This window comes from Methylophilus sp. QUAN (assembly GCF_015354445.1).
Lineage (GTDB): Bacteria > Pseudomonadota > Gammaproteobacteria > Burkholderiales > Methylophilaceae > Methylophilus.
The window spans coordinates 523,015-548,170 of record NZ_JADKYT010000003.1 but is presented as its reverse complement, the minus strand read 5'-3'; the positions used below and the strand labels follow the sequence as shown (position 1 = coordinate 548,170).

Sequence of the window (25,156 nt, the reverse complement as noted above, 5' to 3'; positions counted from 1 at the left end):
AAAAGCATGATTATAAAGGCCAAGCTGATGTTTCACCTGAAAGAATGTGGTTTTTTTGTGTTATGACAAATAAAAACGCCGATGAAGGTCATCGGCGTTTTTGGATTTGCCATTGGGCTGTATTAGCGTGGCAGGGTAGAACTACCCATCAGGAACGCATCTACTTCACGAGCGCACTGGCGGCCTTCACGGATTGCCCATACCACCAGGGATTGGCCGCGGCGGATATCGCCAGCAGCAAACACCTTGGCTTTGCTGGTTTTGTAGCAGCCTTCGCCATCAGTGGTGGCTTTGGCATTGCCGCGGTTGTCTTTCTCTACACCAAATGCATCCAGCACTTTTTGTATCGGTGAGACAAAGCCCATGGCCAAAAATACCAGGTCAGCCTTGATGGTGAATTCGGAGTCTGGCACTTCTACCATTTTGCCGTCTTTCCACTCGACGCGTGCGCCTTTGAGCGCGGTCAGTTTGCCGTTCTCGCCAATCAGTTCTTTGGTGGTGATAGACCAGTCACGGTCTGCGCCTTCTTCATGTGAACTGGAAGTGCGCATTTTCAGTGGCCAGTTTGGCCATACCAAGGATTTGTTTTCTTTTTCTGGTGGCTGCGGCATCAACTCAAATTGAGTGACGCTAACTGCGCCATGACGGTTAGATGTACCAACGCAGTCAGAGCCGGTGTCACCGCCACCGATGACGACAACGTGTTTGCCTGTGGCTTTGATCTGGTTAGGCACAGTGTCACCGGCCACCATTTTGTTGTTTGGGGTCAAAAAGTCCATGGCGAAATGCACGCCATCGAGTTCACGGCCAGGCACTGGCAGGTCGCGTGGCAATTCCGCACCACCGGCCAGGATCACGGCATCGAAGTCGCGCTCAAGATCCGCTGCGCTGACGTTCTCACCGACGTATTGATTGACTTTGAAAGTCACGCCTTCGGCTTCCATTTGTGCAACGCGACGGTCAATGTTGGATTTATCCAGTTTGAAGTCAGGGATGCCGTAACGCAGCAAGCCGCCGATACGGTCATTTTTCTCGAATACAGTGACGCTGTGGCCCGCACGTGCCAACTGCTGTGCGGCTGCCAGGCCCGCGGGGCCTGAGCCGACCACGGCAATATTTTTGCCGGTTTTGTTCGGGTTGATCTGCGGGGTGACCCAGCCGTTTTCCCAGGCTTTATCAATAATGGCGTGCTCAATGGATTTGATACCTACGGCGTCATTGTTGATGTTCAAGGTACAGGCCGCTTCACAAGGGGCCGGGCAAATGCGGCCGGTGAAATCAGGGAAGTTGTTGGTGGAGTGCAATACATCAATCGCACTGCGCCAGTCCTGGTGATATACCAGGTCATTCCAGTCTGGAATGATGTTGTTGATTGGACAGCCGGTCGTACAGAAAGGAATGCCGCAATCCATGCAGCGCGCACCTTGCTGTTTGGCCTGGTCGTCTGTCAAATGCAGGACGAACTCTTTGTAATTTTTGACGCGATCTTTGACCGGCAGATTTTCTTCTGACAGACGGTCAAATTCCATGAAACCTGTGACTTTACCCATGTGAAATCATCTCTTCCCTGTTGCTTGCTATGGACGCAACCTTGAATAAGGCCCCGCGCGAGGCGGGGCATTTAATTAACAAAAACGATTAAGCGGCTTGTTTGGCAGAAGCTGCTGCCATTTCGGTCAGTGCGCGTTTGTATTCATTCGGGAATACTTTAACGAATTTCGCACGTGAAGCAGGCCAGTCGGCCAGCAACTCTTTGGCGCGTGGGCTGCCTGTTAATGCCAGGTGCTGCTCAATCAAGCCCTTCAGAATCACTTCATCAGGTTGGCCCATGTGCTGCACTTTACCAACATCGGCTTCAGCAGCTTCCACTTTGTCCAGTGACACCATGCTCATGTTGCAACGTTGGGCAAATTTGCCATCAATGTCGTAGACATAGGCAATACCGCCGCTCATGCCTGCTGCAAAGTTCTGGCCAGTCGGACCCAGGACCAGCACAGTACCGCCGGTCATGTATTCACAACCGTGGTTACCCACGCCTTCAACCACTGCCGTTGCACCAGAGTTACGTACGCAGAAACGTTCGCCTGCGACGCCGCTCAAGAAGCTCTGACCGGTGGTTGCACCGTACATGACGGTGTTGCCGACAATAATGTTCTCGTAAGACAAACCGCGGAAGGTTGCTGGTGGTTTGATGATGATGCGACCGCCACACAAGCCTTTACCGACGTAGTCGTTACCTTCACCTGTCAGCTCAAAGGTGATGCCTTTGGCCAGGAATGCGGCAAAGCTCTGGCCGGAAGTCCCTGTAAATTTGACGCTGATGGTGTCATCCGGCAAGCCTGCATGACCATAACGGCTGGCGACTTCGTGTGACAACATGGTGCCTACGGTGCGGTTAGTGTTGACGATAGGCAGTGCGATGCTGACTTTTTCGCCTTTTTCCAACGCTGGTTTTGCCAGTTCAATCAGTTGATTGTCCAGTGCTTTGACCAGGCCGTGGTCTTGTACATCATTGTTTTTGCGTGACACGCTGGCTGGCATTTCTGGCAAGTGGAATACCTTGCTGAAGTCCAGGCCATTGATTTTCCAGTGCTCGATACCGGCTTTCATGTCCAGCAAGTCTGCACGACCGATCAGGTCATCAAACTTGGCAATACCAATGCTGGCCATCAATTCACGCACTTCTTCAGCAACGAAGAAGAAGTAATTGACGACGTGCTCTGGCTGGCCAGTAAATTTCTTGCGCAGCTCTGGGTCTTGTGTGGCCACGCCAACCGGACAGGTGTTCAAGTGACACTTACGCATCATGATACAGCCTTCAACCACCAGTGGTGCGGTGGCAAAGCCGAACTCATCTGCACCCAGCAGGGCGCCGATTAATACGTCACGGCCTGTTTTCATCTGGCCATCCACTTGCAGCACAACACGGCCACGCAACTGGTTCAATACCAGGGTCTGCTGGGTTTCGGCCAGGCCGAGTTCCCATGGCGTGCCGGCATGCTTAATCGATGAAATTGGCGAAGCGCCAGTACCACCGTCATGACCTGCCACCACAATGTGGTCGGACTTGGCTTTGGCCACGCCAGCAGCCACCGTGCCGATACCAGTTTCTGATACCAGTTTCACTGAAATAGACGCTTTTGGATTAGCGTTTTTCAGGTCATGAATCAACTGCGCCAAATCTTCAATCGAATAAATATCGTGGTGAGGTGGTGGTGAGATCAAGCCTACGCCAGGCACTGAGAAACGCAATTTCGCAATGTATGGGGAAACTTTATGGCCTGGTAATTGGCCACCTTCACCTGGTTTAGCGCCTTGCGCCATCTTGATCTGAATCTGGTCGGCGCTGCTCAGGTACTCAGCCGTCACACCAAAGCGGCCGGAAGCCACTTGCTTGATGCGTGAGCGCATAGAGTCGCCAGCCCTCAAGGCTACGTCGGCTTCAATCAGGTCAGAACCCAGCACTTTGGCAATGCTGGAATCCACTTGTACCGGAATAAAACGTTTAACGTCTTCACCACCTTCACCAGTGTTGGACTTACCGCCAATACGGTTCATCGCAATCGCTAAAGTCGCGTGCGCTTCGGTAGAGATGGAGCCCAGTGACATGGCGCCAGTTGCAAAGCGCTTGACGATGTCTTTGGCAGACTCCACTTGATCCAGCGGAATCGCTTTGCCTGCTGATTTGATTTCGAACAGGCCGCGCAAGGTCATGTGACGGCGGGTCTGGTCGTTAATCAGAGCAGCATACTCTTTGTAAGTGTCATACTGGCCAGTACGGGTCGCATTTTGCAGTTTGCTGATGGACTGTGGTGTCCACAAGTGCTCTTCACCACGGACACGGAAGGCGTATTCGCCGCCGGCTTCCAGTGCGTTGGACAATACCGGGTCGGTACCAAAGGCCTGGCTATGCAAGCGTACGGTTTCTTCTGCGACTTGTTCCAGACCGATACCTTCAATCTGGCTCACTGTGCCGGTGAAGTAGTCATTAACGAACTGGCTGTTCAAGCCGATCGCTTCGAAAATCTGTGCGCCACAGTAAGACTGGTAGGTCGAGATGCCCATTTTGGACATCACTTTGTACAAGCCTTTGCCGATCGCTTTGACGAAGTTTTTGCCTGCTTTTTCAACATCGCTGGTCATGGTCTTCATGGTTTCATACACCAACCATGGGCACACTGCTTCGGCGCCGTAACCTGCCAACAGGGCAAAGTGGTGTACTTCACGTGCTGAGCCAGTGTCAATCACCAGGCCTGTGCTGGTGCGCAAGCCTGCTTTAACCAGGAACTCGTGTGTGGCCGAACAGGCCAGCAGCGCCGGAATCGCGATGCGGCTGGCAGACACGCTGCGGTCAGACAGAATTAATACGTTGTAACCGTCATGCACGGCTTTTTCGGCCTGGTCATGCAGGATGTCCAGTGCCTGTTTCATGCCTGCTTTACCTTGGGCAGCGTCGTAAGTCAGGTCCAGCACGATGGACTTGAACTGGCCTTTGGTCAGGGACTCAATTTGTTTGAGTTTTTCCAGGCCGTCCAGGCTTAATACCGGTTGGCTGCTTTCCAGGCGCAATGGTGGGTTGGTTTCGTCAACCGCCAGCAGGTTAGGTTTAGGGCCAATAAACGTCACCAATGACATCACCAATTCTTCACGAATCGGGTCGATTGGCGGGTTGGTCACTTGTGCGAACAACTGCTTGAAGTAGTTGTACAAGGTTTTGGCTTTGTTAGACAACACCGGCAATGCCGCGTCGTTACCCATGGAGCCGGAGCCTTCTTCACCGTTGTCCAGCATCGGTTGCAGCACAAACTTCAGGTCTTCCTGTGAATAACCGAAGGCTTGTTGCGTATCCAGCAAGTCAGCGTTCAGGCTGACTTCGCCGTTGCCAACATTTGGCAACTCGGTCAGGTGGAAGCGGGTTTGTTCAATCCATTGACGGTAAGGCTTGGCTTGGGCCAACTCAGTTTTTACTTCTTCGTCATCAATAATGCGGCCTTGCTCCATGTCGATGAGCAACATTTTGCCTGGCTGCAAGCGCCATTTTTTAACGATTTTTTCTTGTGGGAAGGTGATCACACCCATTTCAGATGCCATCATCACGATGTCATCTTCTGTGACCAGGTAGCGCGCTGGGCGCAAACCGTTACGGTCCAGGGTGGCACCAATCATTTTGCCATCGGTGAACGCCACGGCAGCCGGGCCATCCCATGGCTCCATCAGCGCAGCGTGGTATTCGTAGAAAGCGCGACGGTCTTCATCCATCAGTGGATTACCGGCCCAGGCTTCCGGGATCAGCATCATCATCGCGTGCGGCAGGCTGTAACCACCGGCCACCAGCAGTTCCAGGCAGTTGTCAAAACAGGCAGAGTCAGACTGGCCTTCGGCGATCAATGGCCACAGTTTTTCCAGGTCTTCGCCCAAGACGGCAGACTTCATGGTTTCGTGACGTGCCGCCATCCAGTTAACGTTGCCTTGTACGGTGTTGATTTCACCGTTGTGCGCAATCATGCGGAATGGGTGGGCCAGATCCCAGGCTGGGAAGGTGTTGGTAGAAAAACGCTGGTGCACCAGGGCTAATGCCGAGACCACTCGCGCATCTTTCAGGTCTGTGTAGTAAATGCCTACTTCGTTTGCCAGCAACATGCCTTTGTAGACAATGGTGCGGGACGAGAATGAAGGCATGTAGAACTGTGCTTTGTCTTGCAGGTTGAGCGCGCGAATCGCATGCTCAATGCGCTTGCGAATCACGAAGCATTTGCGTTCAAAGACAGTGCTGTCAGTGGCTGTGCTGGCAATAAATACCTGGCGCATGACCGGCTCAACGGCACGCGCGGCATCAGCGATATTGCTGTTGTCAACAGGCACATCGCGCCAGCCCAGCAAGGTCTGGTTTTCTTCAGCGATGATTTGCGCAAAAATGGCTTCGCATTTGGCGCGGTTATCTGCATTTTGTGGCAGGAAAGCCTGGCCCACGGCGTATTGGCCTGCGGCAGGCAAGGTCATGCCCAATTTGGCGGCTTCTTCGCGCATGAAGGTGTCAGGCATTTGCATCAGCAAGCCAGCGCCGTCACCCAGTTTAGGGTCGTAACCGGTCGCACCACGGTGCGTCAGGTTGTCCAGCAGTTGCAGGCCCTTGGCGACGATATCGTGGCTCTTTTGGCCTTTGATATGGGCCACAAAGCCAACGCCACAGCTATCCTTTTCGTGGCGTCTGTCGTATAAACCCTGAGATTGGGGAGCTAAACCAAACTGGTCGTCCAGAGCGGTTGCGGTATCTTGAGAAGCACTCATCACGTTGTTGTCAGACTGCATGTCCATTGCCAGATTCTTCACTTACAAAACATTTGGAGGAACCTTCAATGATACCGTTAAAGTTTAGCAATTTCAATTGTTTAGCCTGCGTTAAATAACGGATAAATCTATTTTTTCATTTCAATTGAGAATGGTTTTTATTTACCCGTTAAAAATGGCAGCCGAGACCGAAGTTTGGCTGTTTTTACGGCACGGTTGCGCACGTTGTGTACGAGATGTGCGCTGTTTTAATTGAGGAAAGTGGGTTTTTGCGGATTGACGCCTTGAAATAAGGCGCGCATTTGAATTGTCTTATTTAAGCGCCCAATGTGAGGCTTGTGCTTTTATGTGGTCCGTTGGCTTTATTTGCATCATGCGGCACACCAGTGGATGGGCGTGCCGCATGATCATGAGGGATTACAGGCTTGCGAAAGCGGTCGCTGCTGCCTGTACTGTTTGCGCGATATCTGCATCGGTATGCGCTGCTGAAACAAAACCTGCTTCAAAGGCGGACGGGCCGAGGTAAATGCCGCTGTCCAGCATGCTGTGAAAGAATTTGTTAAAGGCATTTTTGTCTGCCTGCATCATCTCTGCATAGCTGCTTGGGTGGCTGGCACTGAAGTACAGGCCAAACATACCGCCTACACTCTGCGCGCTAAACGTCACGCCTGCGGCCTGCGCTGCCTGGGTCAGGCCTGCGGTGAGCTTGGTTGTTTGTGTGGTCAGTTTTTCATAAAAACCTGGCGTTTGCACCAATTTCAAGGTGGTCAGGCCTGCTGTGACCGCCACCGGGTTGCCCGAGAGCGTGCCCGCTTGGTAGACCGGGCCTAATGGCGCTAATACACCCATAATGTCTTTGCGGCCACCAAAAGCACCGACCGGTAAGCCGCCGCCGATGACTTTGCCCAATGTCGTCATGTCAGGTGTGATGCCATACAAGGCTTGTGCGCCGCCCAGGGCCACGCGGAAACCGGTCATCACTTCGTCAAAAATCAGTACTGTGCCGTGTTGGGTACATAGTTCGCGCAGGGTTTGCAAGAATTCCTGATGCGGCACGATTAGGTTCATGTTGCCAACGACGGGCTCCAGAATCACGCAGGCGATTTCATCGCCGATGCTGGCAAAGGTATCTTTGAGCATTTGCGTGTTGTTGTAGTCCAGCGTCAAGGTGTGAGCAGCCACTTCTGCAGGCACACCAGCCGAGCTTGGCTCGCCAAACGTCAGCAAGCCGGAGCCAGCTTTGACTAATAAAGCATCGGCGTGGCCGTGGTAGCAGCCTTCAAATTTGATGATTTTGCTGCGCTTGGTAAAGCCGCGCGCAACGCGGATGGCGCTCATGGTGGCTTCGGTGCCACTGCTCACCAAGCGTACTTGTTCCATGCTAGGCACTAGCGCGTTAAGCAGCTCGGCCATTTCCAGCTCAAGGCCGGTGGGCGCACCAAAGCTCAGGCTATTGGCAGCCGCTTGCTGCACGGCGGCGATGACTTCAGGATGCGCATGCCCCAGGATCATCGGCCCCCAGGAGTTGATGTAGTCGATATATTCTTTGCCATCGACATCCCACAGTTTGGAGCCCAGGCCTTTTTTAAAGAAGATAGGCGTGCCGCCCACGCTGCGAAACGCGCGCACTGGCGAGTTGACGCCGCCTGGAATCAGTTGCTGGGATTTTTCAAACAATTGCTGGTTGCGAGAGGTCATGGATATGTAATCTGCTAAACATCAAAAAAACGTATTCTATCAGAGCGGGCGCGCTTGATCATGCTACTGCAGTTGTTGCAGGCGCTGTTGAATGCCCGGCCAGGCCTGGCTGTCCAGTTGCTGGATATGTTGCTCGGCATTGCTCAGCAAGGTGGGCTGTTGCGTTTGTTGTGCCAGGATAGCCAGACCGCGCCAGGCGTCAATATGGGCGGGCTGTAAACTCACTGCACGTTCATAGGCTTGTTGCGCCGGGCCAGCTTGCCCTTGGCCATGTAGCGCGCTGCCCAGGTAAAAATTGGCCTCCGCCGATTGCGGCTCTTGCATAAGCCATGCGCGTGCAATGCTTTCTAACGCCTGCCAATCCCCGGTTTGATAAGGCTGCACCACTTGCATCCAATACGGGCGTGCATCCGCAGGCAAATCCCAAAAGGCGGTGGCATCGGGCACCGTAGTCGTTACAGCGCGCTGTTGCATCAGGTGTTGTATCCACTCTACAGGCACGCTATAAAAATAAGCATCCTTGCCCGGGCTTTTGAACGTGCTCAGGGATACCAGCTCGCCAGCCTGGTTGAAGGTCGGGCTGCCACTGGAACCCATCATAAAGGCAGCATCCGTGCGTACAATGAGGCTGCCGTCGTAAGGGTATAAGGCACGCTCCTTGCCTGCGATGGTCTGTGGTTTGGGCGGGCCGCCCGGGAAGCCAATCGAAAATACCTCATCGCCATAATGCAGTGAAGCGGCTGAGGCGAGTTTGACCGCTGGTAATTCAAGATATTTGAATTTCAGCAGGCAGATATCATGTCGCCAGTCGGCAATCATCTCGACCGGGCTCATGCTGTCGCCAAACTTAGAAATGCTGATACCGTTGCTATGCGCAACCACATGGCAGTTGGTGGCAACCGTATCTTTATCGACGACGACACCGCTACCGACACCGTGGCCGCCGCTGTTGGTTAAGGCGTGCACTTTGACTACCGAAGCTTTGAGGTGGTAAACCAGGTCCAGGTCGGGCTGGGCATGTGCCGCCTGTGTCAGCAGCCCGTAAGCCAGTAATGTGAAGATATAGGGCAATAAGCGCATATGAACTCCGGCGATAGGATGACAAGCTGTCATTGCAATCTGTTTTTGACTCAAAAATGCAAAAAATTCTCATTCCGGCCCACAATAACCCGTGAAAAGCCATGCAAACAGCGCTAGAATAGCCGATATTTTTGATTGTCTTAAGGATTTACCATGCTGATTACAAGCGAAATCGTCGATTTAAACACTCCAACCGGAGTGATGCGTACTTATGTTCATCGTCCAAAACACGATGGCAAAGTACCTGCGGTTTTGTTTTATTCCGAAATTTTTCAGCAAACAGGCCCAATTGAGCGTGCTGCACGCTTTTTAGCGGGTCATGGCTATGCTGTGCTGGTGCCGGAAGTGTTTCATGAATTAAACCCGATTGGCACTGTATTAGGCTATGACGACGCTGGCCGCGACAAAGGCAATGCCGACAAAATGGCTAAAGACGTGCAAGCGTATGACACCGACAACCGTGCCATGATTGATTACCTGAACGCACAAGCCTGGTATGACGGCAATTTGGGTGCTGCTGGTTTCTGTATCGGTGGCCACCTGGCTTTCCGTGCCGCGTTACAACCAGAAGTGAAAGCAACTGCCTGCTTCTACGCCACTGATTTGCATACCAATATTATTCCTAACAAACCAGGCCAGCACAGCATGGAGCGCGTCAACGAGATCAAGGGCGAGCTGCTGATGATCTGGGGCAAGCAGGATCCACACATTCCGGGCGACAAGCGCGCGGAGCTCTATAACCGCTTTGCGGCCTTGCCTGGTTTGCATTACACCTGGCATGAATTTAATGGCCAACATGCCTTTATGCGCGATGAAGGGGAACGTTACGATGCGCAACTGGTCAACCTCGGGTATCAATTGACCTTGCAAATGTTCGGAAACGTACTCAAGTAAGTGATTGCTAGCAAACTTGAGTGAAAGAAAACTACGGTGCTGAATATAGTATGCCAGTTGCGAATTTCAACACAACGAGCATGCAATATTCAATACATACCCTAGTCCAAGCACAGGCCAAAAGCCTGTGCTTTTTTTACAACTAAATTAACCATTTATTAGAGATAACTATGACTACAAAAAATGCGGATATTGGATTGGTGGGATTGGCAGTGATGGGCCAAAACCTGGCGCTTAACATTGCGGATCACGGCTATACCATTGCGGTCTATAACCGTGACCCAAAAAAAATGCTGAACTTCATTGAGGAATGCAAAAAGAATGAGCCTTCGCACGAGCGCGTGGTAGGTCATGCCGATCTGGCTTCTTTTGTATTGAGCATCAAACGTCCTCGTAAAATCGTACTGCTGGTGAAAGCTGGGAGTGCCACTGACGTGACAATTAACGCTTTGCTGCCATTTTTGGAGCAGGGCGACATTATTATTGATGGTGGCAATGCCTTGTGGACGGACACCATCCGCCGTGAAAAAGAGCTGGCTGCCAAAGGCATCGAGTTTATTGGCTCTGGTGTGTCTGGTGGTGAAACCGGTGCGCGTTTTGGCCCTTCATTGATGCCATCCGGCACCCGTAAGGCATGGTCTAGCCTGGAACCGATCTGGCGTGATATCGCCGCCAAGGTTGACCCTGTGACCGGCGCACCTTTAGAAGGTGGCACACCAGGCAAACCGGTGGAAGGTGGTTTCTCTTGTGCTGAATATATCGGCCCTGACGGTGCTGGCCATTATGTGAAAATGGTGCACAACGGCATTGAATACATTGATATGCAGTTGATTTGCGAAGCCTACTGGCTGATGAAAAACCTGCTGGGCATGCCTGCGGATGAAATCGGTAAAGTGTTTGCCGAGTGGAACAAAGGTGAGTTGTCCAGCTTCCTGATCGAAATTACCGCTGACATCCTGCAGCAAAAAGACCCTGCGGGCAAAGGCTTCCTGGTTGACCAGATCCTGGATACCGCTGGCCAAAAAGGCACTGGCCAATGGACTGCTGCCAACGCGCTCGAACTGGGTGCGCCAGCAAATGCGATTGCTGCGGCAGTGTATGCCCGTGCGTTGTCCAGCCTGAAAGAAGAGCGCGTAGAAGCGAGCAAAATTCTTAAAGGTCCGGCGATTGTGCAAGAGAAAGACAAGGCTGCCATTATTGAAGCGATTAAGAATGCCTTGTATTGCTCCAAAATCTGCGCTTACGCACAAGGCTTCCAACTGATCGACAAAGCACAAGTGGCTTATAACTGGAAACTCAACTTCGGTGAGATTGCCCAAATCTGGCGTGGCGGTTGTATCATCCGCGCGCGTTTCCTGCAAAAAATCACCGATGCTTATGCATTGAATTCACGTCTGAAAAACCTGATGCTGGATCCATACTTCACCAATGCGATGAACGATGGTCAGGCGGGCTGGCGTAAGGTGATTGCACTGGCAGTGACCAATGGTATCCCGGCGCAAGGCTTTGCTGCGGCGTTGGCATATTACGATGGTTACAGAAGTGCAGATTTGCCTGCAAACCTGTTGCAAGGTCAGCGTGATTACTTTGGCGCACATACCTATGAGCGTAAAGACCAACCACGTGGTCAGTTCTTCCACCTGGATTGGCCAGAAGCTGGTCGTCCGCAACTGGCGATTGAGTAATCGTTTTGTCGGGCACTGGCAATGGTGCCCGCGAGATGCATAAATAAAAAAGATGGCGCTAGTCGCCATCTTTTTTTGTGAAATGATCAGAAAGCCCTGTTTTAAGGGAAGCAAAGCCAGCTACAGGCTGAGTTCAGATCAGTGTATTGAGACTCAACGCAGTGTCTGCATTGAGTAAAAATCGTGACCCGAAACCGGGTCTTGTGCCAGCGAATGCTGCGTGATTAAACGCAGTCGCAGCTGGACTCTAGAAAGCGGTGTAACTCGTTAATGGCTTTCGTGTGTTGCTGTGCTTCAATGGCTGCCTTGGCATCCGCCAGGTTGGCGGCAGAAGGGTTCAGGCTTGGTGCATAGATTTCGTCCACTAAAAAAAGCTTGGACGGAGTGGCTTGGTGTGACTGAGCGGTTTGCATTTCAATATTCCTTTTGGGATTTCCAATATTCGGGGCACAAAACGACGAATTGTGTTCGTCGTGCATGTGGCGCCAAAATTAACAAAAAGTTCCTTGTACAGCAATGTGAACTCTGCCGTGATGACCAAACTTGTCAATTTCTTACGACATATTTGTATTGCTACAACATACAAGCAAACATGGTGCCATGTTTCCCTACCTTAACGCATGTCCATTCGGTTCGGATGACAGGCTTTAAGCACGCTTGTGCTTGCACCACACATGAAAAAAGACTGCGCACGAAAAACTGAAAGCCAAATGCGCTGATTTTTCGTAAAATATCGGCTTGATTAATCAAAAATGAAGAGCGGCATGCAAATTTTTGTCAACGGTAAAGCCACGGTACTGCCCGCTGAGGCCATGAGCGTGCTGGCGCTGGTGGAGCATATGCAGCTCACCGGCAAGCGCATTGCCATTGAGCGCAATGGCGACATTGTGCCGCGCAGCCAATTTGCCGATGTGCAGTTGCAGGCGGATGATAAGCTGGAAATTGTGGGCGCTGTTGGTGGCGGCTAATGGCTGGCAGACCGTTTTGAAAAGCATTGAATAGAGAGTTTTGAATATGAATGACGCTTTGGTAATCGCTGGTAAGTCTTATCAGTCCCGCTTGTTGGTGGGCACCGGCAAATACAAGGATTTTACGCAGACACGTGCCGCCATTGATGCCAGTGGCGCAGAAATTGTCACCGTGGCCATCCGCCGGACCAATATTGGCCAGAATGCCAGTGAACCTTCTTTGCTGGATTATTTGCCACCCAGTGAGTTTACCTATTTGCCAAATACGGCTGGCTGTTACAGTGCGGATGATGCGGTACGCACCTTGCGCCTGGCGCGTGAGTTGCTGGATGACCATAAGCTGGTCAAGCTGGAGGTGCTGGGTGACCCTAACACCTTATACCCGAATGTGACTGAGACCATTGCCGCAGCCAAAACGCTGGTGAAAGAGGGGTTTGAGGTGATGGTGTATACCTCGGATGACCCGATTATTGCCAAGCAACTGGAAGACATCGGCTGTGTCGCCGTGATGCCGCTGGCCTCGTTGATTGGTTCCGGCATGGGCATTTTAAATCCGTGGAACCTGCAGATTATTATTGAAAGTGCCAAGATCCCGGTGCTGGTTGATGCGGGTGTGGGCTGTGCCTCTGATGCGGCGATTGCTATGGAGCTCGGCTGTGCCGGGGTGCTGATGAACACGGCGATTGCTGCGGCGCGTGACCCGGTGCTAATGGCTAGCGCGATGAAAAAAGCGGTTGAAGCGGGTCGCGAGTCATTCCTGGCCGGGCGCATGGCGAAGAAGCTGTATTCTGCCAGCCCAAGCTCCCCAACCACAGGCATGATAGGCTAATCGTGACGGATACTGGCTTATATGCATGCGAGGTGTCGGTTGCTACCGAGTATTTGGCCGCGCAATCGTCACCCGAGGCGGGGCAATATGTGTATGCCTACACCATCACCATCCGCAATACCGGTAAGACGCCGGTGCAACTCATCAGCCGTCATTGGGTCATTACTGATGCCATGCAGCAAGTGCGCGAGGTGAAAGGCCTGGGCGTGGTGGGTGACCAGCCGCTGCTGGCGCCTGAGGCTGAATATCGCTATACCAGTAGCGTCATGTTCAGCACGCCAAGTGGTGAAATGTTTGGTACGTATCAAATGGTTGCGGTGGATGGTCACTGGTTTGAGGTGGATATCCCGACCTTTTGGTTACATCAGGCTGCCGGTTTGCACTAAGCGTGTTGATGTGGCTGACTTAATCCGGCGTATGCATACGCCAAATATCGACATTGCAAAAAACAACACAGTGATAGCCAACCATATGCTCAAATTCTGCCAGGCGATTGTGCTGGCCTCCATGTGCTTGCTGGCGGGTTGCCAAAGCGTGCCCCCCGTCACCAAACCAACCACACCAGCTAAGCCGCCTGTGGCACCAGCGCCTGAAAAACCAGCGGCGAGCAATGTGCCGACGCAGCCTTATGCCCTGTTAAAGCCAGCCAGTTGGGCAGAATTGCCTGGACTGGCAAAAGAGGACTGGGTTACAAGCTGGCGTGCGTGGATGCAGGGCTGCCAGGGACTCAAAAACAAGCCTGACTGGCAAGCCGTCTGTGCTGTGGCTTTGCTGGTCAAGGCCGATGATGCTGTCGCTATCCAAGCTTATTGGCAGCAATATTTTAATGTGTATCAGACACAGCAGCCAGAAGGTGCGCCGCAAGGTTTGATGACCGGCTATTACCAGCCGGTATTAAAAGGTGCGCGTACCGCCAGCGCCCGCTACCCGGTGCCACTCTATAAAACACCTGCTGACCTGATTACAGTGAACTTGTCCGGGCTGTTTCCTGAGCTCAAATACAAGCGCGTGCGAGGCCGCTTGCAAGGGCAGTCACTCATCCCTTATTACTCACGTGCAGATATTGAGCAAACGCAATCGCCACTGGCGGGCAATGAACTGGTATGGGTCAATGATGCTGTTGAAGCGTTTTTCCTGCAGGTGCAAGGTTCAGGCATTGTCGAGCTTGAAAACGGTGAGCGATTGCCGGTGGGCTACGCGGACCAAAACGGACATCCATACCAGTCTATCGGTAAGCTGTTAGTCGAGCGTGGCGAAATGGTGGCGAGTGAAGCCTCTATGCAAGGGATTAAAACCTGGGGGCAGCAACATCCGGATCAATTGCGCGCCTTGCTGGATGCGAATCCTAGCTACGTATTTTTTAAATTTTTACCTTCAGGGTTGTCCGGCCCGCTAGGGGCGTTGGGTGTGCCATTAACCGCTGCGCGCAGTATTGCGGTCGACCCGTTTTATATTCCATTGGGTGCGCCAGTTTACCTGGCGACCACCTACCCGAATTCGGAAGCCCCGTTGCAGCAGCTGATGCAAGCGCAAGACACCGGCGGTGCCATTAAAGGTGGCGTACGGGCGGATGTCTATTGGGGAGAGGGCGAGTCCGCCGGCAAGTTGGCAGGTGCAATGCGCCAGCAAGGGCAGCTGTGGGTGTGGTTGCCTAAAACATTCCCCTTGCCGCGCTAGCTGCCATGCACCGCATTCATGACAGGCAGGATTCCGGCTGGCAAGCGCATGTTGTTGGCCAGTTGCCTTTGCGGCCATGGTTGCAGGAGCGTGGCTCGTTAACTGCGCGCTTAAAACGTCAATATCCGGATTTCGCTGTGCAGGTCTTATCTCAAGGTTGGCGCAAGCCGAATGTCGATGAACAGGGATTGTTGAGATTGCCAGCGGCTACCCATGCCTGGGTGCGTGAGGTGATGCTCATGGGCGAGGGACAGCCGCAGGTGTTTGCGCACAGCGTCATTGCCCGCAAGGATCTGCGAGGGGCATGGTGTCAGTTGCGCAAGATCGGGCGTGTGCCATTGGGTGCAGCACTGTTTGCCAATGCCAGCGTGCAGCGTGGTCGGTTACACTACCGCAAGCTGTCACCTGCGCACCCGCTGCACCAGGCTTTTTGCCGTCATGCCTCCGTGCAAATGTCACAGAGGCTATGGGCCAGGCGCTCATTGTTTTGTCTGCGGCATTATCGCTTGCTGGTCACTGAAGTGTTTTTGCCGACTTGCGTCCGGCCACCTGTTCGTTAATCCTTATCAGGAATCCTTTTTTATGCGATCACTCGCCCAATGGCATGCTTATTACCGGCTGACACGGCTGGATAAGCCTATCGGCATCTGGCTGCTGTTATGGCCGACCCTGTGGGGTCTGCTGATTGCCGGACAGGGGCGGCCGCAATGGTGGGTGGTGTGCGTGTTTGTGTTGGGCACGATACTGATGCGATCAGCCGGATGTGCGTTGAATGATATTGCTGACCGGCATTGGGATGGCGCCGTGGCGCGCACCCATCAGCGGCCGTTGGCGACAGGGGAAATCTCTGTCAAGGAAGCCTACCTGGTTGCAGCGGGATTATCGTTGCTGGCATTTGTGCTGGTGTGTACGCTGGGCTGGCAGGTCGTGTTATGGTCTGTGCCCGCGCTGTTTCTCGCCGTCAGTTATCCTTACACCAAGCGCTTTTTTGCCATTCCACAAGCCTATCTGGGCATTGCCTTTGGCTTTGGCATCCCGATGACCTTTGTTGCCTTGCAGGGGCAGGTGCCTGCGGTCGCCTGGTGGCTATTGCTGGCCAACGTCTGCTGGTCGGTCGCTTATGACACGGCTTATGCCATGGTCGACCGCGAAGATGACCTCAAAATAGGCATCCGCTCGTCAGCCATCACCTTCGGCCGTTTTGATGTGCTGGCGATTATGGTGTGCTTTGCCGCCATGCTGCTGATATTGGCCTATGTTGCGCATATACTCTCACTGGGCTGGCCATTCTGGCTGGGTTGGGGCGCGGCGGCTGTGCAGTTATGGCGGCAATATACGCTGATTCGTCACCGGCAGCCTAGCGATTGTTTCAAGGCGTTTCTGGAGAATGTCTGGATTGGTGCGGCATTGACCGCCGGGCTGGCAGCCAGCTACGGTTTAGGCGGACTTGCGTAATGTTGAAGGTTCGTCCAACTCAAAGGTAAAGTCTGTCCAGTATTGGAACGGTGTGTGTTCAACCGGCGCCAAAATATAAAGATCTTCTGACAGTTGCTGCAATTCGCGCAAATTGCCATTGATCGGTTCTTCATGGTCAGCCGTTTTTGGCGCTGGCGGCACGGCAGGCAGGTTTTGTGTCTGGCAGGCAATTTCCTTCAGTAGCATCAGGTCTTCAAACACGCTGCGCTCAAAGCCCATGCGTGGTACCAGTCGCGTGTTGTAAACAAGGTCATCAATCAAGGCAATCACCTGCGGTGTGCCCCAAGCCTGCTGTAAAGCCTTCATCACGCGCGGGAACGATTCAATGCCTTGCTGTTTCAAGTCCGGCGCGTGTTCGACGTTGAGGTTGAAGTGCTTGCGGCATTCGCCAGCCACAATATCAAACTCTTGCTGCTTGCCTTCTTTAGATAGCAAATCCAGTAAATACAACCACATCCAGGGCGAGGATTTCGGGTGTTTGGCCAAATGCTGTTGCAAATGATCAATCGCCTGATTCACCCGGCCATGTGTAAACAGGCGTGAGGCATCCTGCATCACTGTCTGGGTGCTTTGCTGTGAGCTCACTTTCTGCGGTACGCCGTGTGGCATCACCGCATCATCGTTGGCATGCATGGGCACCGATTTTAACCGGCTGCTTGTTTTGGTCGGCGTTGGTGGTTGTGTCGGCGTATGCAGGCGGTTGGCGTCACTCGTCTGCTGGGTTGGCAATACAGTGGCGGAAAAAGGTTTGCCGCTTAATGGGCGCGTCGCCGGGCCGGATGCACCCTCGGTCGGTATGGATGGCGCTTCACTTTGCTTGGACGCGCGGCGCGGCTTCATCACTTTGGGCACGGCAGCGTGGCGGCGTAACCAGTCAGCAAAGAAAAAGCCGCTGGCAATCAGTGCGAGCCCTAGGGCAATCACCAAGGTACGCAATAAGTGGTTTTCGTTTTGCAGGCGGGTCAGCTGGGTTTTCAGGGTTGCCAGTATGTCTGCTTGCGCCAGGTTGCTGGCATACAACACGTCAGACTTGGTTTGCAGTTGTTTGAAGTTTTGCTGCAAATCATTGATTTGCGCTTGCAGTGCGGTATAGGCCTCCACCGGGATAGCTGGTGGCGCGGGCGGTAACTCTACGGCTTCTGGTTGAGTGGCAACCGGCTCAGGCGTTGTGTTGCTGACAGGAGGCGGCATAGCTGTCATGGCGATGGCGACGGTATTGTCGGGGTGAATAGTGACAGTTTGTCGCGACTGCTGGCAGCGATCCGTAAGTGTCAGCGTCAGTGGGCTGGCAATGGCGGCATCAGACCACAGCATTAAAACGCCCTGTTGGCTACCCAGGGTGGTGTACTCCAGGTGGACAGGATTGGAATCTGCTGAGGCTTGTTTGGAAGATTGGTTCAGGCTGAAGCAACTGATGTCAGTGTTGGTCTGCACATGATTCAGTGGCAGTTGTGCCAGCAGTGGCTGGCCAGGCGCAGACTCAATGGATAGTGCACCGAACTCTGCAGCTTGCAGCAAGGGCGTCAACGCAAACAGCAGGGAAGCGCAAAGCCCTCGCCAACTGGCGGCGTGAATATATTGTTTAGCTTTGTATATGCCCGAAAGTATCAAAATTATTTTTAGTGTCGGTGCTGCTGTTTAGTTAAATGGCGATGGCTTAAATCAATTCAGTCGCAACAAGTAAACGGGTGCAGAAAGTCAAAACTTGAGCTAATATAGCACCCAGTTGCAATTATCCTTGAAAAAACAAGGCTTGTTTGTGATAAAAGCACGTTTTATGTCAGGTAATTTGCATAATTGATGGCAAAAAAGCCACAAAATTGCTTGCCTTAGTCAGCAACCTGATGCCGTCAGGCTAGTTCGGATTATTTTAGAATAATTCGTTGACAACCTTTCTCAAGCTGACTTATAATCCGCCCTCTTAATTTATACGCTATAACTCGGTAGTTATAAAATGAAAACTTTTTCAGCAAAATCGCATGAAGTACAACGTGACTGGTTCGTGATCGACGCCACTGACTTGGTATTGGGTCGTTTGGCCAGCGCAATCGCTCATCGCCTGCGTGGTAAGCATAAAGCTATTTACACACCACACGTGGATACTGGCGACTACATCATCGTAGTCAATGCGGACAAAATTAAAGTAACCGGTAACAAGGCTGGCGACAAGTTGTACCACCGTCACTCCGGTTACCCAGGCGGTATCACTACAACTTCATTCTCAAAAATGCAAGATCGTTTCCCAGGTCGTGCGTTGGAGAAAGCTGTGAAAGGCATGTTGCCAAAAGGTCCTTTGGGCTATGCCATGATCAAGAAAATGAAAGTGTATGCGGGCGACAAGCACGAGCACATTGCGCAACAACCGCAACCATTAACCATCTAATTTAAGACGATTAGGATAAAACATGATCGGTAAATACAACTACGGCACCGGCCGCCGCAAAAGTTCAGTGGCACGTGTGTTCCTGAAGTCCGGCAGTGGCAACATCGTGGTCAACGACAAGCCAGTTGACGTTTACTTCTCACGCGAGACTTCTCGCATGATTTTGCGTCAACCACTGGAATTGACTAACAACACAGCCAGCTTTGATATTCTGGTGAATGTGCATGGTGGTGGTGAATCCGGTCAAGCGGGTGCAGTGCGTCATGGCATTACCCGTGCGTTGATTGACTACGATGCAGCTTTGAAGAGCGCATTGTCTCACGCTGGTTTCGTCACACGTGATGCACGTGAAGTTGAACGTAAGAAAGTCGGCCTGCGTAAAGCGCGTCGTCGTAAACAGTTCTCCAAACGTTAATTTCCAAGGTTTGTTACAAACCTGTTGTGCAAAAAGGTCGCATTGGCGGCCTTTTTCATTTATATTGTTTTACTTTTTATGCATGGGTCGTTGTTGAACGCGCATCTGGTTTAAAGATATGGAAAAAATCAAAGTTGGCATTGTAGGCGGAACGGGGTATACCGGTGTTGAGTTGCTGCGTTTGCTGGCAAGGCATCCTAATGTGCAATTGCAAGTGATTACCTCCAGGGGCGAGGCTGGATTGCCGGTCGCCGATATGTTTCCCAGCTTGCGTGGTGTTGTGGACTTAAAGTTCAGCGATCCCGCTACGGTCGATTTAACGCAATGTAATGTCGTCTTTTTTGCCACGCCGCATGGCGTTGCCATGGCACAAACGCCTGCGCTGGTGGCGGCAGGCGTGAAAGTGATTGATCTGGCGGCTGATTTCCGCCTGCAAGATGCCGTTGAGTTCGAAAAGTGGTACAAGTTGCCGCATAGCTGTACGGACGTGCTGAAAGAAGCCGTGTATGGTTTGCCGGAGTTATATGCCGCTGATGTGCAGCAGGCACAAGTGATTGGTAATCCTGGGTGCTACCCGACCACGGTATTGCTAGGCCTGGCTCCGTTGTTGGAGCAGGGCTGGATTGATTTTTCTGTGCCTATTATTGCCGATGCCAAATCCGGCGTCTCCGGTGCTGGTAGAAAAGCCGAAGTGGGCACCTTGTTCTCAGAGTCCAGCGATAACCTGAAAGCCTACGGCGTGGCTGGGCACCGGCACCATCCCGAAATTCTGGCCCAGTTAAAGAAACTGTCCGGTAGCGAAGCGGTCAACCTCATATTCGTTCCGCATTTGATTCCGATGATTCGTGGCATGCTGACCACTTTACATGTCAAACTTAACGCACAAGGCAGGCAACAGGCGTTGCAACAAGTCTATGAGCAACGTTACCAGGGCGCCACTTTTGTGGATGTGATGCCTGCAGGCTCACTGCCGGAAACACGCTCAGTTCGCGGTGCCAACGTTTTGCGGATGGCGCTATACCCACAAGCGGGCGATTATGTCACAATCGTTGTCGTGCAGGACAACCTGGTCAAAGGCGCTTCTGGCCAAGCGGTACAGAATATGAATTTGATGTTTAACTTGGCACCGGATGCCGGTTTGCAAGTGCTGCCGTTGTTGCCATAATGATCCGGCCGATACGCAGAAGACTGAGGAACCATTTTGGCCTAACCGCCAAGCAGGTGGCAGTACGCTCGCACAGGCCCTGGTATTTTCAAAGCATGCTGGCGGTTTCTTATGTCCTGATTGGTTTTGCATTAGCCTACTGGGTGGTGCATGATGATGATGGTGAGCATATACGCCAGCGTTTGCGTCAAGTGACCACCGAAAATATTGAATTACAGAAAAAACTGATTGCCTCGCAGCGTGAGCTGCAAGTGGAGCTGGCCACCAGTAACAACCTGGCCAAGACGCTCACAGCGCAGCAGGATGAAAGCATCAAACTGAAAGAAGAATTGGTGTTTTACAAGAATATGACCAAGCGTTAGCAGGCTGCATGATATGGCTGATGCTTAATGGGCATCGCCATTTAAGATAATTCTGAACAGGAAGTAGCATGTTTTTCAAAAAAAGCGTTCAAATCGATAGCCACATTGATACCCTGATTGGCCATGAGACACAAATCAATGGCAATATGCAGTTTGCCGGTGGCTTGAGAGTCGATGGTTTGATTGCCGGCAATGTGATTGAAAAACGTGAACACCCCAGCACTTTGATCATTAGTGAAAACGGGGCGGTGACAGGCGCGGTAGAAGCTTCTAAAATAGTCTTGAATGGCATGATACGCGGCCCGGTCAGATCCTCTGTGTTTATTGAATTGCAAAGCAAGGCACGGATTGTGGGTGACTTGTATTACAAGTCGCTGGAAATGCATACGGGCGCCGTGATTGAAGGAAAACTGATTTATCTGGGCGAGCAGGCAGAAACTGCCGAACCAGAGACGACTTGAAATTAAATTTTTCGTCGCCATATTGTTATTGAGAATTTGACAGGAGTCTATGATGACCGCAGAAGCTACCCTAGAAATGCCAGTACCGCTGGTATTCACCGACAACGCCGCCAAAAAAGTCAAAGAGCTGATTGACGAAGAAGGCACCCCTGACCTGAAACTGCGCGTGTTTGTGAGCGGCGGTGGTTGCTCAGGTTTCCAGTACGGGTTTACTTTTGAAGAAGAAGTGAACGACGATGATACGCAAGTGGATAAAGACGGCGTGACATTGCTGATCGACCCGATGAGCTTGCAATACCTGGCCGGTGCCGAAATTGATTACACCGACAGCCTGCAAGGTTCACAGTTCGTGATTCGTAACCCGAATGCGACCACCACTTGTGGTTGTGGTAGTTCGTTCTCGGTTTAACGACTGCATTCAGTCATGCGTTTTATGATTGAGAAAAGCCAAGCGTGTGCTTGGCTTTTTTTATGTCGGCTGATACTTGTCATGAGTATGGCTGTTATCGGCCAGGGCTGTACCAAGCATGCAGTGGAGGTGCAGGCTATCCCTGCTGGCGCGACCGTACTTGTGCTGGGCGATAGCATTAGCTACGGTACAGGCGCCGAGCATGGTACGCAGGATTATCCGACACTGCTGGCACGCAAGACCGGCTGGCAGGTCATCAATGCCGGTATTGCTGGAGATGTTTCCAGCGGTGGTTTGTCACGCTTACCTGGCTTATTGGCACAGCATCGGCCTAGATTGGTCATTGTTGAGTTGGGCGGCAATGATTTCTTGCGGCAAATGGCGCCAGCGCGTGTCGAGGAGAACCTGAAAAGTATCGTACATCTAGTACAGCAGACGGATGCGGTCGCTATATTGATTGCTATGCCGGAAGTGAGCCTGGCTGGTCCGCTCAGTGATCATCCGCTCTATGCACGCGCGGCCGAGGCAACTGGCGCATTATTAGTGCCCAACGCGGTGTCTGCTGTCTTGTCAGATGGCCGACTGCGTGCTGATCAAGTGCATCCGAATGCAGAAGGTTATCGTCAGCTGGCGGATGCACTGACAAAACAATTCCATGATCTTGGTGTGTTGCGTTAGCGGAGGCGATAGGTATTGGAGAAAATAAAAAGCCCGACAATCTGCTGATGTCGGGCTTTTTATTTTTGCTGATGCAGCCTGCGGCTAGCGCTGATGCAGCGGCACAAACTCTCTTCTTTCTGAACCGACATACAACTGGCGCGGACGGCCAATTTTTTGGTCGGGGTCTGCGTTCATTTCGCACCATTGTGAAATCCAGCCTGCGGTGCGCGCCAGGGCAAAAATGGCGGTAAACATGGAGTTGGGGATGCCCATCGCGCGCATGACGATGCCACTGTAGAAATCTACATTGGGGTACAGTTTGCGCGAAACGAAGTATTCATCTTCGAGTGCGATTTTTTCCAGCTCCATGGCCAGTTTGAACATTGGGTCGTCATGCAGTCCGAGTTCGTTAAGCACTTCGTGGCAGGTCTTGCGCATGATAGAGGCGCGTGGATCCATATTGCGGTAAACACGGTGGCCAAAGCCCATGAGGCGGAAGCTGTCGGATTTGTCTTTGGCGCGTTTGATGAATTCACCAATGCGGCTGACATCGCCAATTTCTTCCAGCATATTGAGGGTGGCCTCGTTAGCGCCGCCATGGGATGGGCCCCACAGTGAGGCAATGCCCGCGGCGATACAGGCAAATGGATTGGCGCCACTGGAGCCGACCAGGCGCACAGTCGAGGTTGAGGCGTTTTGTTCGTGATCCGCATGCAGGATCAGGATGCGTTCAAACGCGCGGGCCAGGATCGGGTTGGGCACGTATTCTTCGCATGGCGTGGCGAACATCATGTGCATGAAGTTTTCAGCGTAACCCAATTTGTTTTTTGGGTACATGAATGGCTCACCTATATTGTATTTATAGCTCCAGGCGGCGATTGTTGGCACTTTGGCTAGCAAGCGCATGGCGGCTACTTTACGCGATTCCGGGTCTGCCACGTTGTTATTGTCGGGGTAAAATGCTGCCATGGCGCCGACGACGGCAATCATGACGGCCATCGGGTGGGCATCACGGCGGAAACCGCGGAATACATTGCTCATCTGGTCGTGCAGCATGGTGTGCTGGCGGATGGTGCCGACAAACTCTTCACGCTGTTGCAGGTCTGGCAATTCGCCATTGAGCAGCAGATATGAGACTTCGAGGAAGTCACAGTTTTCTGCCAGTTGCTCGATCGGGTAGCCGCGGTAATACAGCAGGCCTTGTTCACCATCGATAAAAGTGATGCCCGAGTTACACGAGGCGGTAGACATAAAGCCGGGGTCAAAGGTGAAGTAGCCGTGTTTGCCCAGGCTGCGGATGTCGATCACATCTGTGCCCAAAGAGCCTTTTAAGACGGGTAATTCAATTGCAGCACTGTCGTTGTCAAATGTAATGGTCGCTTTGGTAGCCATAACGTACTCTGTCTTTAAGTCTAGGTTGTCTAAATTATACGCAATCGTTTTTGAATATGGGTGCTTGTGCAGAAATGAGCATGGAAAAGTTAAAAAATCGTCTTCAATCCTGCACCAGTTTAAATCAAACGTTGAGTGCATTCGCACTGCTTTAGGGTGTCTTCGGTTTAATTTTGGTAAATCGCACCTAACACTCGTGGCCCTGCTGCGCCGGTGACGGCAGGCAGGTTGCCGGGTTGATGATCCAGGCAGCGTTGCGCCAGCCAGGCAAAGGCAACGGCTTCCACCCAGTCGACCCCAATGCCGAGTACGTCGGTGCGTTGCACCGGTAGTCCGCATAGCGTTTGCAGCCGGTCTATTAGGGCAAGATTATGTGCACCGCCGCCACAGGCATAAATCTCGGTAGCACCGCTGCAATGTTGCTTTAAAGCCTGGGCAATCGTCACAGCGGTCAATTCCAGCAGCGTGCGGGCGACATTCTGAGGTGTATCCGCATGGGTTTGCAGGTGTGCGTTGAGCCAGGTTTGGTTAAACAGGTCGCGCCCGGTACTTTTAGGGATGGGGAGCGCAAAATACGGCTCCGCGAGCAATGCGTCCAGCAACGCTTGATTGACGCTGCCGCGCACTGCCCAGGCACCTCCGGCATCATACGTCTGACCGGTGTGTTGCAGGGTCCAGGCATCCATGAGCAAGTTGCCGGGGCCGGAATCAAACCCGGTCACGCTGCCACTTATAGGTAAATCACTCAGGTTGGCAATGCCGCCAATATTCAAGATCACTCGATGGGTATCAGCTGCCGCAAAGATTGCCTGGTGAAAGGCGGGCACCAAGGGTGCTCCCTGGCCGCCAGCGGCAATATCTCGGCTGCGGAAATCGCCAACCACGGTGATGCCTGTGCGCTCAGCCAGGCGCGCATGATTGCCTAACTGCACAGTATAGGCCTGGCCGTTGGCCAGATCAGGGCAGTGGCGTATGGTTTGCCCATGGCAGCCAATGGCGGTGACAGCTGCGGCAGAGATATTTGCTGTTTGCAATAAGCCTTGAACTGCCGCTGCGTACAGGTCTGCCAGCTGGTTGGACACTATAGCGGCAGTATGTAATTCGTTGACAGCTGGGGTATGCAGATCCAGCAGGATTTGTCTGATATCCGCAGGATAAGGCAGAAAAAACTGGCTTTGTTGCTGCAGATGCCCGTCTTGTTGTGCGACCAGCACTGCATCCACCCCATCCAGACTGGTACCAGACATCAGGCCAATAAATAGGCGTGTTTGAGTGGGCGGGGCAGAAAAATTCATAAGGCATAAGTGTAACACT

Annotated in this window: 23 protein-coding genes; 15 read left to right on the top strand and 8 right to left on the bottom strand. The window is 52.5% G+C overall.

The window, feature by feature from the left end; translation table 11 throughout:
* Positions 1-122: 122 nt before the first annotated feature.
* The 4 genes from INP79_RS15120 to INP79_RS15105 form a co-directional block, all read right to left on the bottom strand.
* Positions 123-1,550 (bottom strand): glutamate synthase subunit beta, encoded by a 1,428-nt coding sequence (locus INP79_RS15120; protein WP_194755009.1) that lies wholly within the window; start codon positions 1,548-1,550, stop codon positions 123-125.
* 88 nt (positions 1,551-1,638) lie between these two features.
* Positions 1,639-6,288, bottom strand: a complete 4,650-nt coding sequence (locus INP79_RS15115) for a glutamate synthase-related protein (protein ID WP_370583288.1) — start codon at positions 6,286-6,288, stop codon at positions 1,639-1,641.
* 417 nt (positions 6,289-6,705) lie between these two features.
* Positions 6,706-7,986: a glutamate-1-semialdehyde 2,1-aminomutase gene (hemL, locus tag INP79_RS15110; protein ID WP_194755008.1), complete on the bottom strand. Its 1,281-nt coding sequence runs from the start codon at positions 7,984-7,986 to the stop codon at positions 6,706-6,708.
* Positions 7,987-8,049: 63 nt separating this feature from the next.
* A complete protein-coding gene (locus tag INP79_RS15105; protein WP_194755007.1) occupies positions 8,050-9,066 on the bottom strand; it encodes a serine protease in 1,017 nt (338 codons plus the stop codon).
* 153 nt (positions 9,067-9,219) lie between these two features.
* Between INP79_RS15105 and INP79_RS15100 the strand changes: the two genes are divergently transcribed.
* A complete protein-coding gene (locus INP79_RS15100) occupies positions 9,220-9,960 on the top strand; it encodes a dienelactone hydrolase family protein (protein ID WP_019883731.1) in 741 nt (246 codons plus the stop codon).
* A 170-nt stretch (positions 9,961-10,130) separates the two neighbouring features.
* On the top strand, positions 10,131-11,645 hold the full coding sequence (gene gndA / locus INP79_RS15095; protein ID WP_194741200.1) for an NADP-dependent phosphogluconate dehydrogenase: 1,515 nt from the start codon (positions 10,131-10,133) through the stop codon (positions 11,643-11,645).
* A 224-nt stretch (positions 11,646-11,869) separates the two neighbouring features.
* Here gndA and INP79_RS15090 read toward each other — a convergent pair whose 3' ends face one another.
* Positions 11,870-12,058 carry a hypothetical protein gene (locus tag INP79_RS15090; RefSeq protein ID WP_194741201.1) on the bottom strand — a complete coding sequence of 63 codons (189 nt, stop codon included), beginning with the start codon at positions 12,056-12,058 and terminating at the stop codon, positions 11,870-11,872.
* A gap of 351 nt (positions 12,059-12,409) precedes the next feature.
* Here INP79_RS15090 and thiS point away from each other — a divergent pair, with 351 nt between their 5' ends.
* The 6 genes from thiS to ubiA all read left to right on the top strand — a co-directional run bounded on the left by thiS (position 12,410) and on the right by ubiA (position 16,574).
* Positions 12,410-12,613: a sulfur carrier protein ThiS gene (gene thiS / locus INP79_RS15085; protein ID WP_194741202.1), complete on the top strand. Its 204-nt coding sequence runs from the start codon at positions 12,410-12,412 to the stop codon at positions 12,611-12,613.
* A 46-nt stretch (positions 12,614-12,659) separates the two neighbouring features.
* Entirely contained in the window at positions 12,660-13,442 is a 783-nt protein-coding gene (locus INP79_RS15080) for a thiazole synthase (RefSeq protein ID WP_194755006.1), read from the top strand.
* Positions 13,443-13,444: 2 nt separating this feature from the next.
* Positions 13,445-13,828, top strand: coding sequence for a Co2+/Mg2+ efflux protein ApaG (apaG, locus tag INP79_RS15075; protein ID WP_194755005.1), 384 nt, complete (start codon positions 13,445-13,447; stop codon positions 13,826-13,828).
* Positions 13,829-13,913: 85 nt separating this feature from the next.
* Positions 13,914-15,119: a murein transglycosylase A gene (locus tag INP79_RS15070; protein WP_228520125.1), complete on the top strand. Its 1,206-nt coding sequence runs from the start codon at positions 13,914-13,916 to the stop codon at positions 15,117-15,119.
* Between the two features lie 5 nt (positions 15,120-15,124).
* Entirely contained in the window at positions 15,125-15,679 is a 555-nt protein-coding gene (locus INP79_RS15065; protein WP_228520082.1) for a chorismate lyase, read from the top strand.
* A 22-nt stretch (positions 15,680-15,701) separates the two neighbouring features.
* On the top strand, positions 15,702-16,574 hold the full coding sequence (gene ubiA / locus INP79_RS15060; protein WP_194755004.1) for a 4-hydroxybenzoate octaprenyltransferase: 873 nt from the start codon (positions 15,702-15,704) through the stop codon (positions 16,572-16,574).
* Here the strand turns inward: ubiA and INP79_RS15055 are convergent.
* A complete protein-coding gene (locus INP79_RS15055; RefSeq protein WP_228520080.1) occupies positions 16,557-18,122 on the bottom strand; it encodes a FimV family protein in 1,566 nt (521 codons plus the stop codon). The two genes, ubiA and INP79_RS15055, sit on opposite strands and share 18 nt — an antisense overlap.
* Positions 18,123-18,549: 427 nt before the next feature.
* Here INP79_RS15055 and rplM point away from each other — a divergent pair, with 427 nt between their 5' ends.
* The 7 genes from rplM (at position 18,550) to INP79_RS15020 (ending at position 22,468) form a co-directional block, all read left to right on the top strand.
* On the top strand, positions 18,550-18,978 hold the full coding sequence (gene rplM / locus INP79_RS15050) for a 50S ribosomal protein L13 (RefSeq protein ID WP_019883720.1): 429 nt from the start codon (positions 18,550-18,552) through the stop codon (positions 18,976-18,978).
* Positions 18,979-19,000: 22 nt separating this feature from the next.
* Positions 19,001-19,393: a 30S ribosomal protein S9 gene (rpsI, locus tag INP79_RS15045; protein WP_194741207.1), complete on the top strand. Its 393-nt coding sequence runs from the start codon at positions 19,001-19,003 to the stop codon at positions 19,391-19,393.
* 118 nt (positions 19,394-19,511) lie between these two features.
* Entirely contained in the window at positions 19,512-20,558 is a 1,047-nt protein-coding gene (argC, locus tag INP79_RS15040; protein ID WP_194755003.1) for an N-acetyl-gamma-glutamyl-phosphate reductase, read from the top strand.
* Positions 20,558-20,920 carry a hypothetical protein gene (locus INP79_RS15035; protein ID WP_194741209.1) on the top strand — a complete coding sequence of 121 codons (363 nt, stop codon included), beginning with the start codon at positions 20,558-20,560 and terminating at the stop codon, positions 20,918-20,920. Before argC ends, INP79_RS15035 begins: the two co-directional genes overlap by 1 nt.
* A gap of 68 nt (positions 20,921-20,988) precedes the next feature.
* Complete coding sequence (locus INP79_RS15030) at positions 20,989-21,381, top strand: polymer-forming cytoskeletal protein (protein ID WP_194755002.1); 393 nt, start codon at positions 20,989-20,991, stop codon at positions 21,379-21,381.
* A gap of 52 nt (positions 21,382-21,433) precedes the next feature.
* Positions 21,434-21,790: an iron-sulfur cluster insertion protein ErpA gene (gene erpA, locus INP79_RS15025; RefSeq protein ID WP_019883715.1), complete on the top strand. Its 357-nt coding sequence runs from the start codon at positions 21,434-21,436 to the stop codon at positions 21,788-21,790.
* An 81-nt stretch (positions 21,791-21,871) separates the two neighbouring features.
* Positions 21,872-22,468, top strand: coding sequence for a GDSL-type esterase/lipase family protein (locus INP79_RS15020; RefSeq protein WP_228520079.1), 597 nt, complete (start codon positions 21,872-21,874; stop codon positions 22,466-22,468).
* 84 nt (positions 22,469-22,552) lie between these two features.
* Here INP79_RS15020 and gltA read toward each other — a convergent pair whose 3' ends face one another.
* Both gltA and INP79_RS15010 read right to left on the bottom strand, forming a co-directional pair.
* Complete coding sequence (gltA, locus tag INP79_RS15015; protein ID WP_194755001.1) at positions 22,553-23,842, bottom strand: citrate synthase; 1,290 nt, start codon at positions 23,840-23,842, stop codon at positions 22,553-22,555.
* Positions 23,843-24,009: 167 nt separating this feature from the next.
* Positions 24,010-25,137 (bottom strand): anhydro-N-acetylmuramic acid kinase, encoded by a 1,128-nt coding sequence (locus tag INP79_RS15010; RefSeq protein WP_194755000.1) that lies wholly within the window; start codon positions 25,135-25,137, stop codon positions 24,010-24,012.
* Positions 25,138-25,156 lie beyond the last annotated feature (19 nt).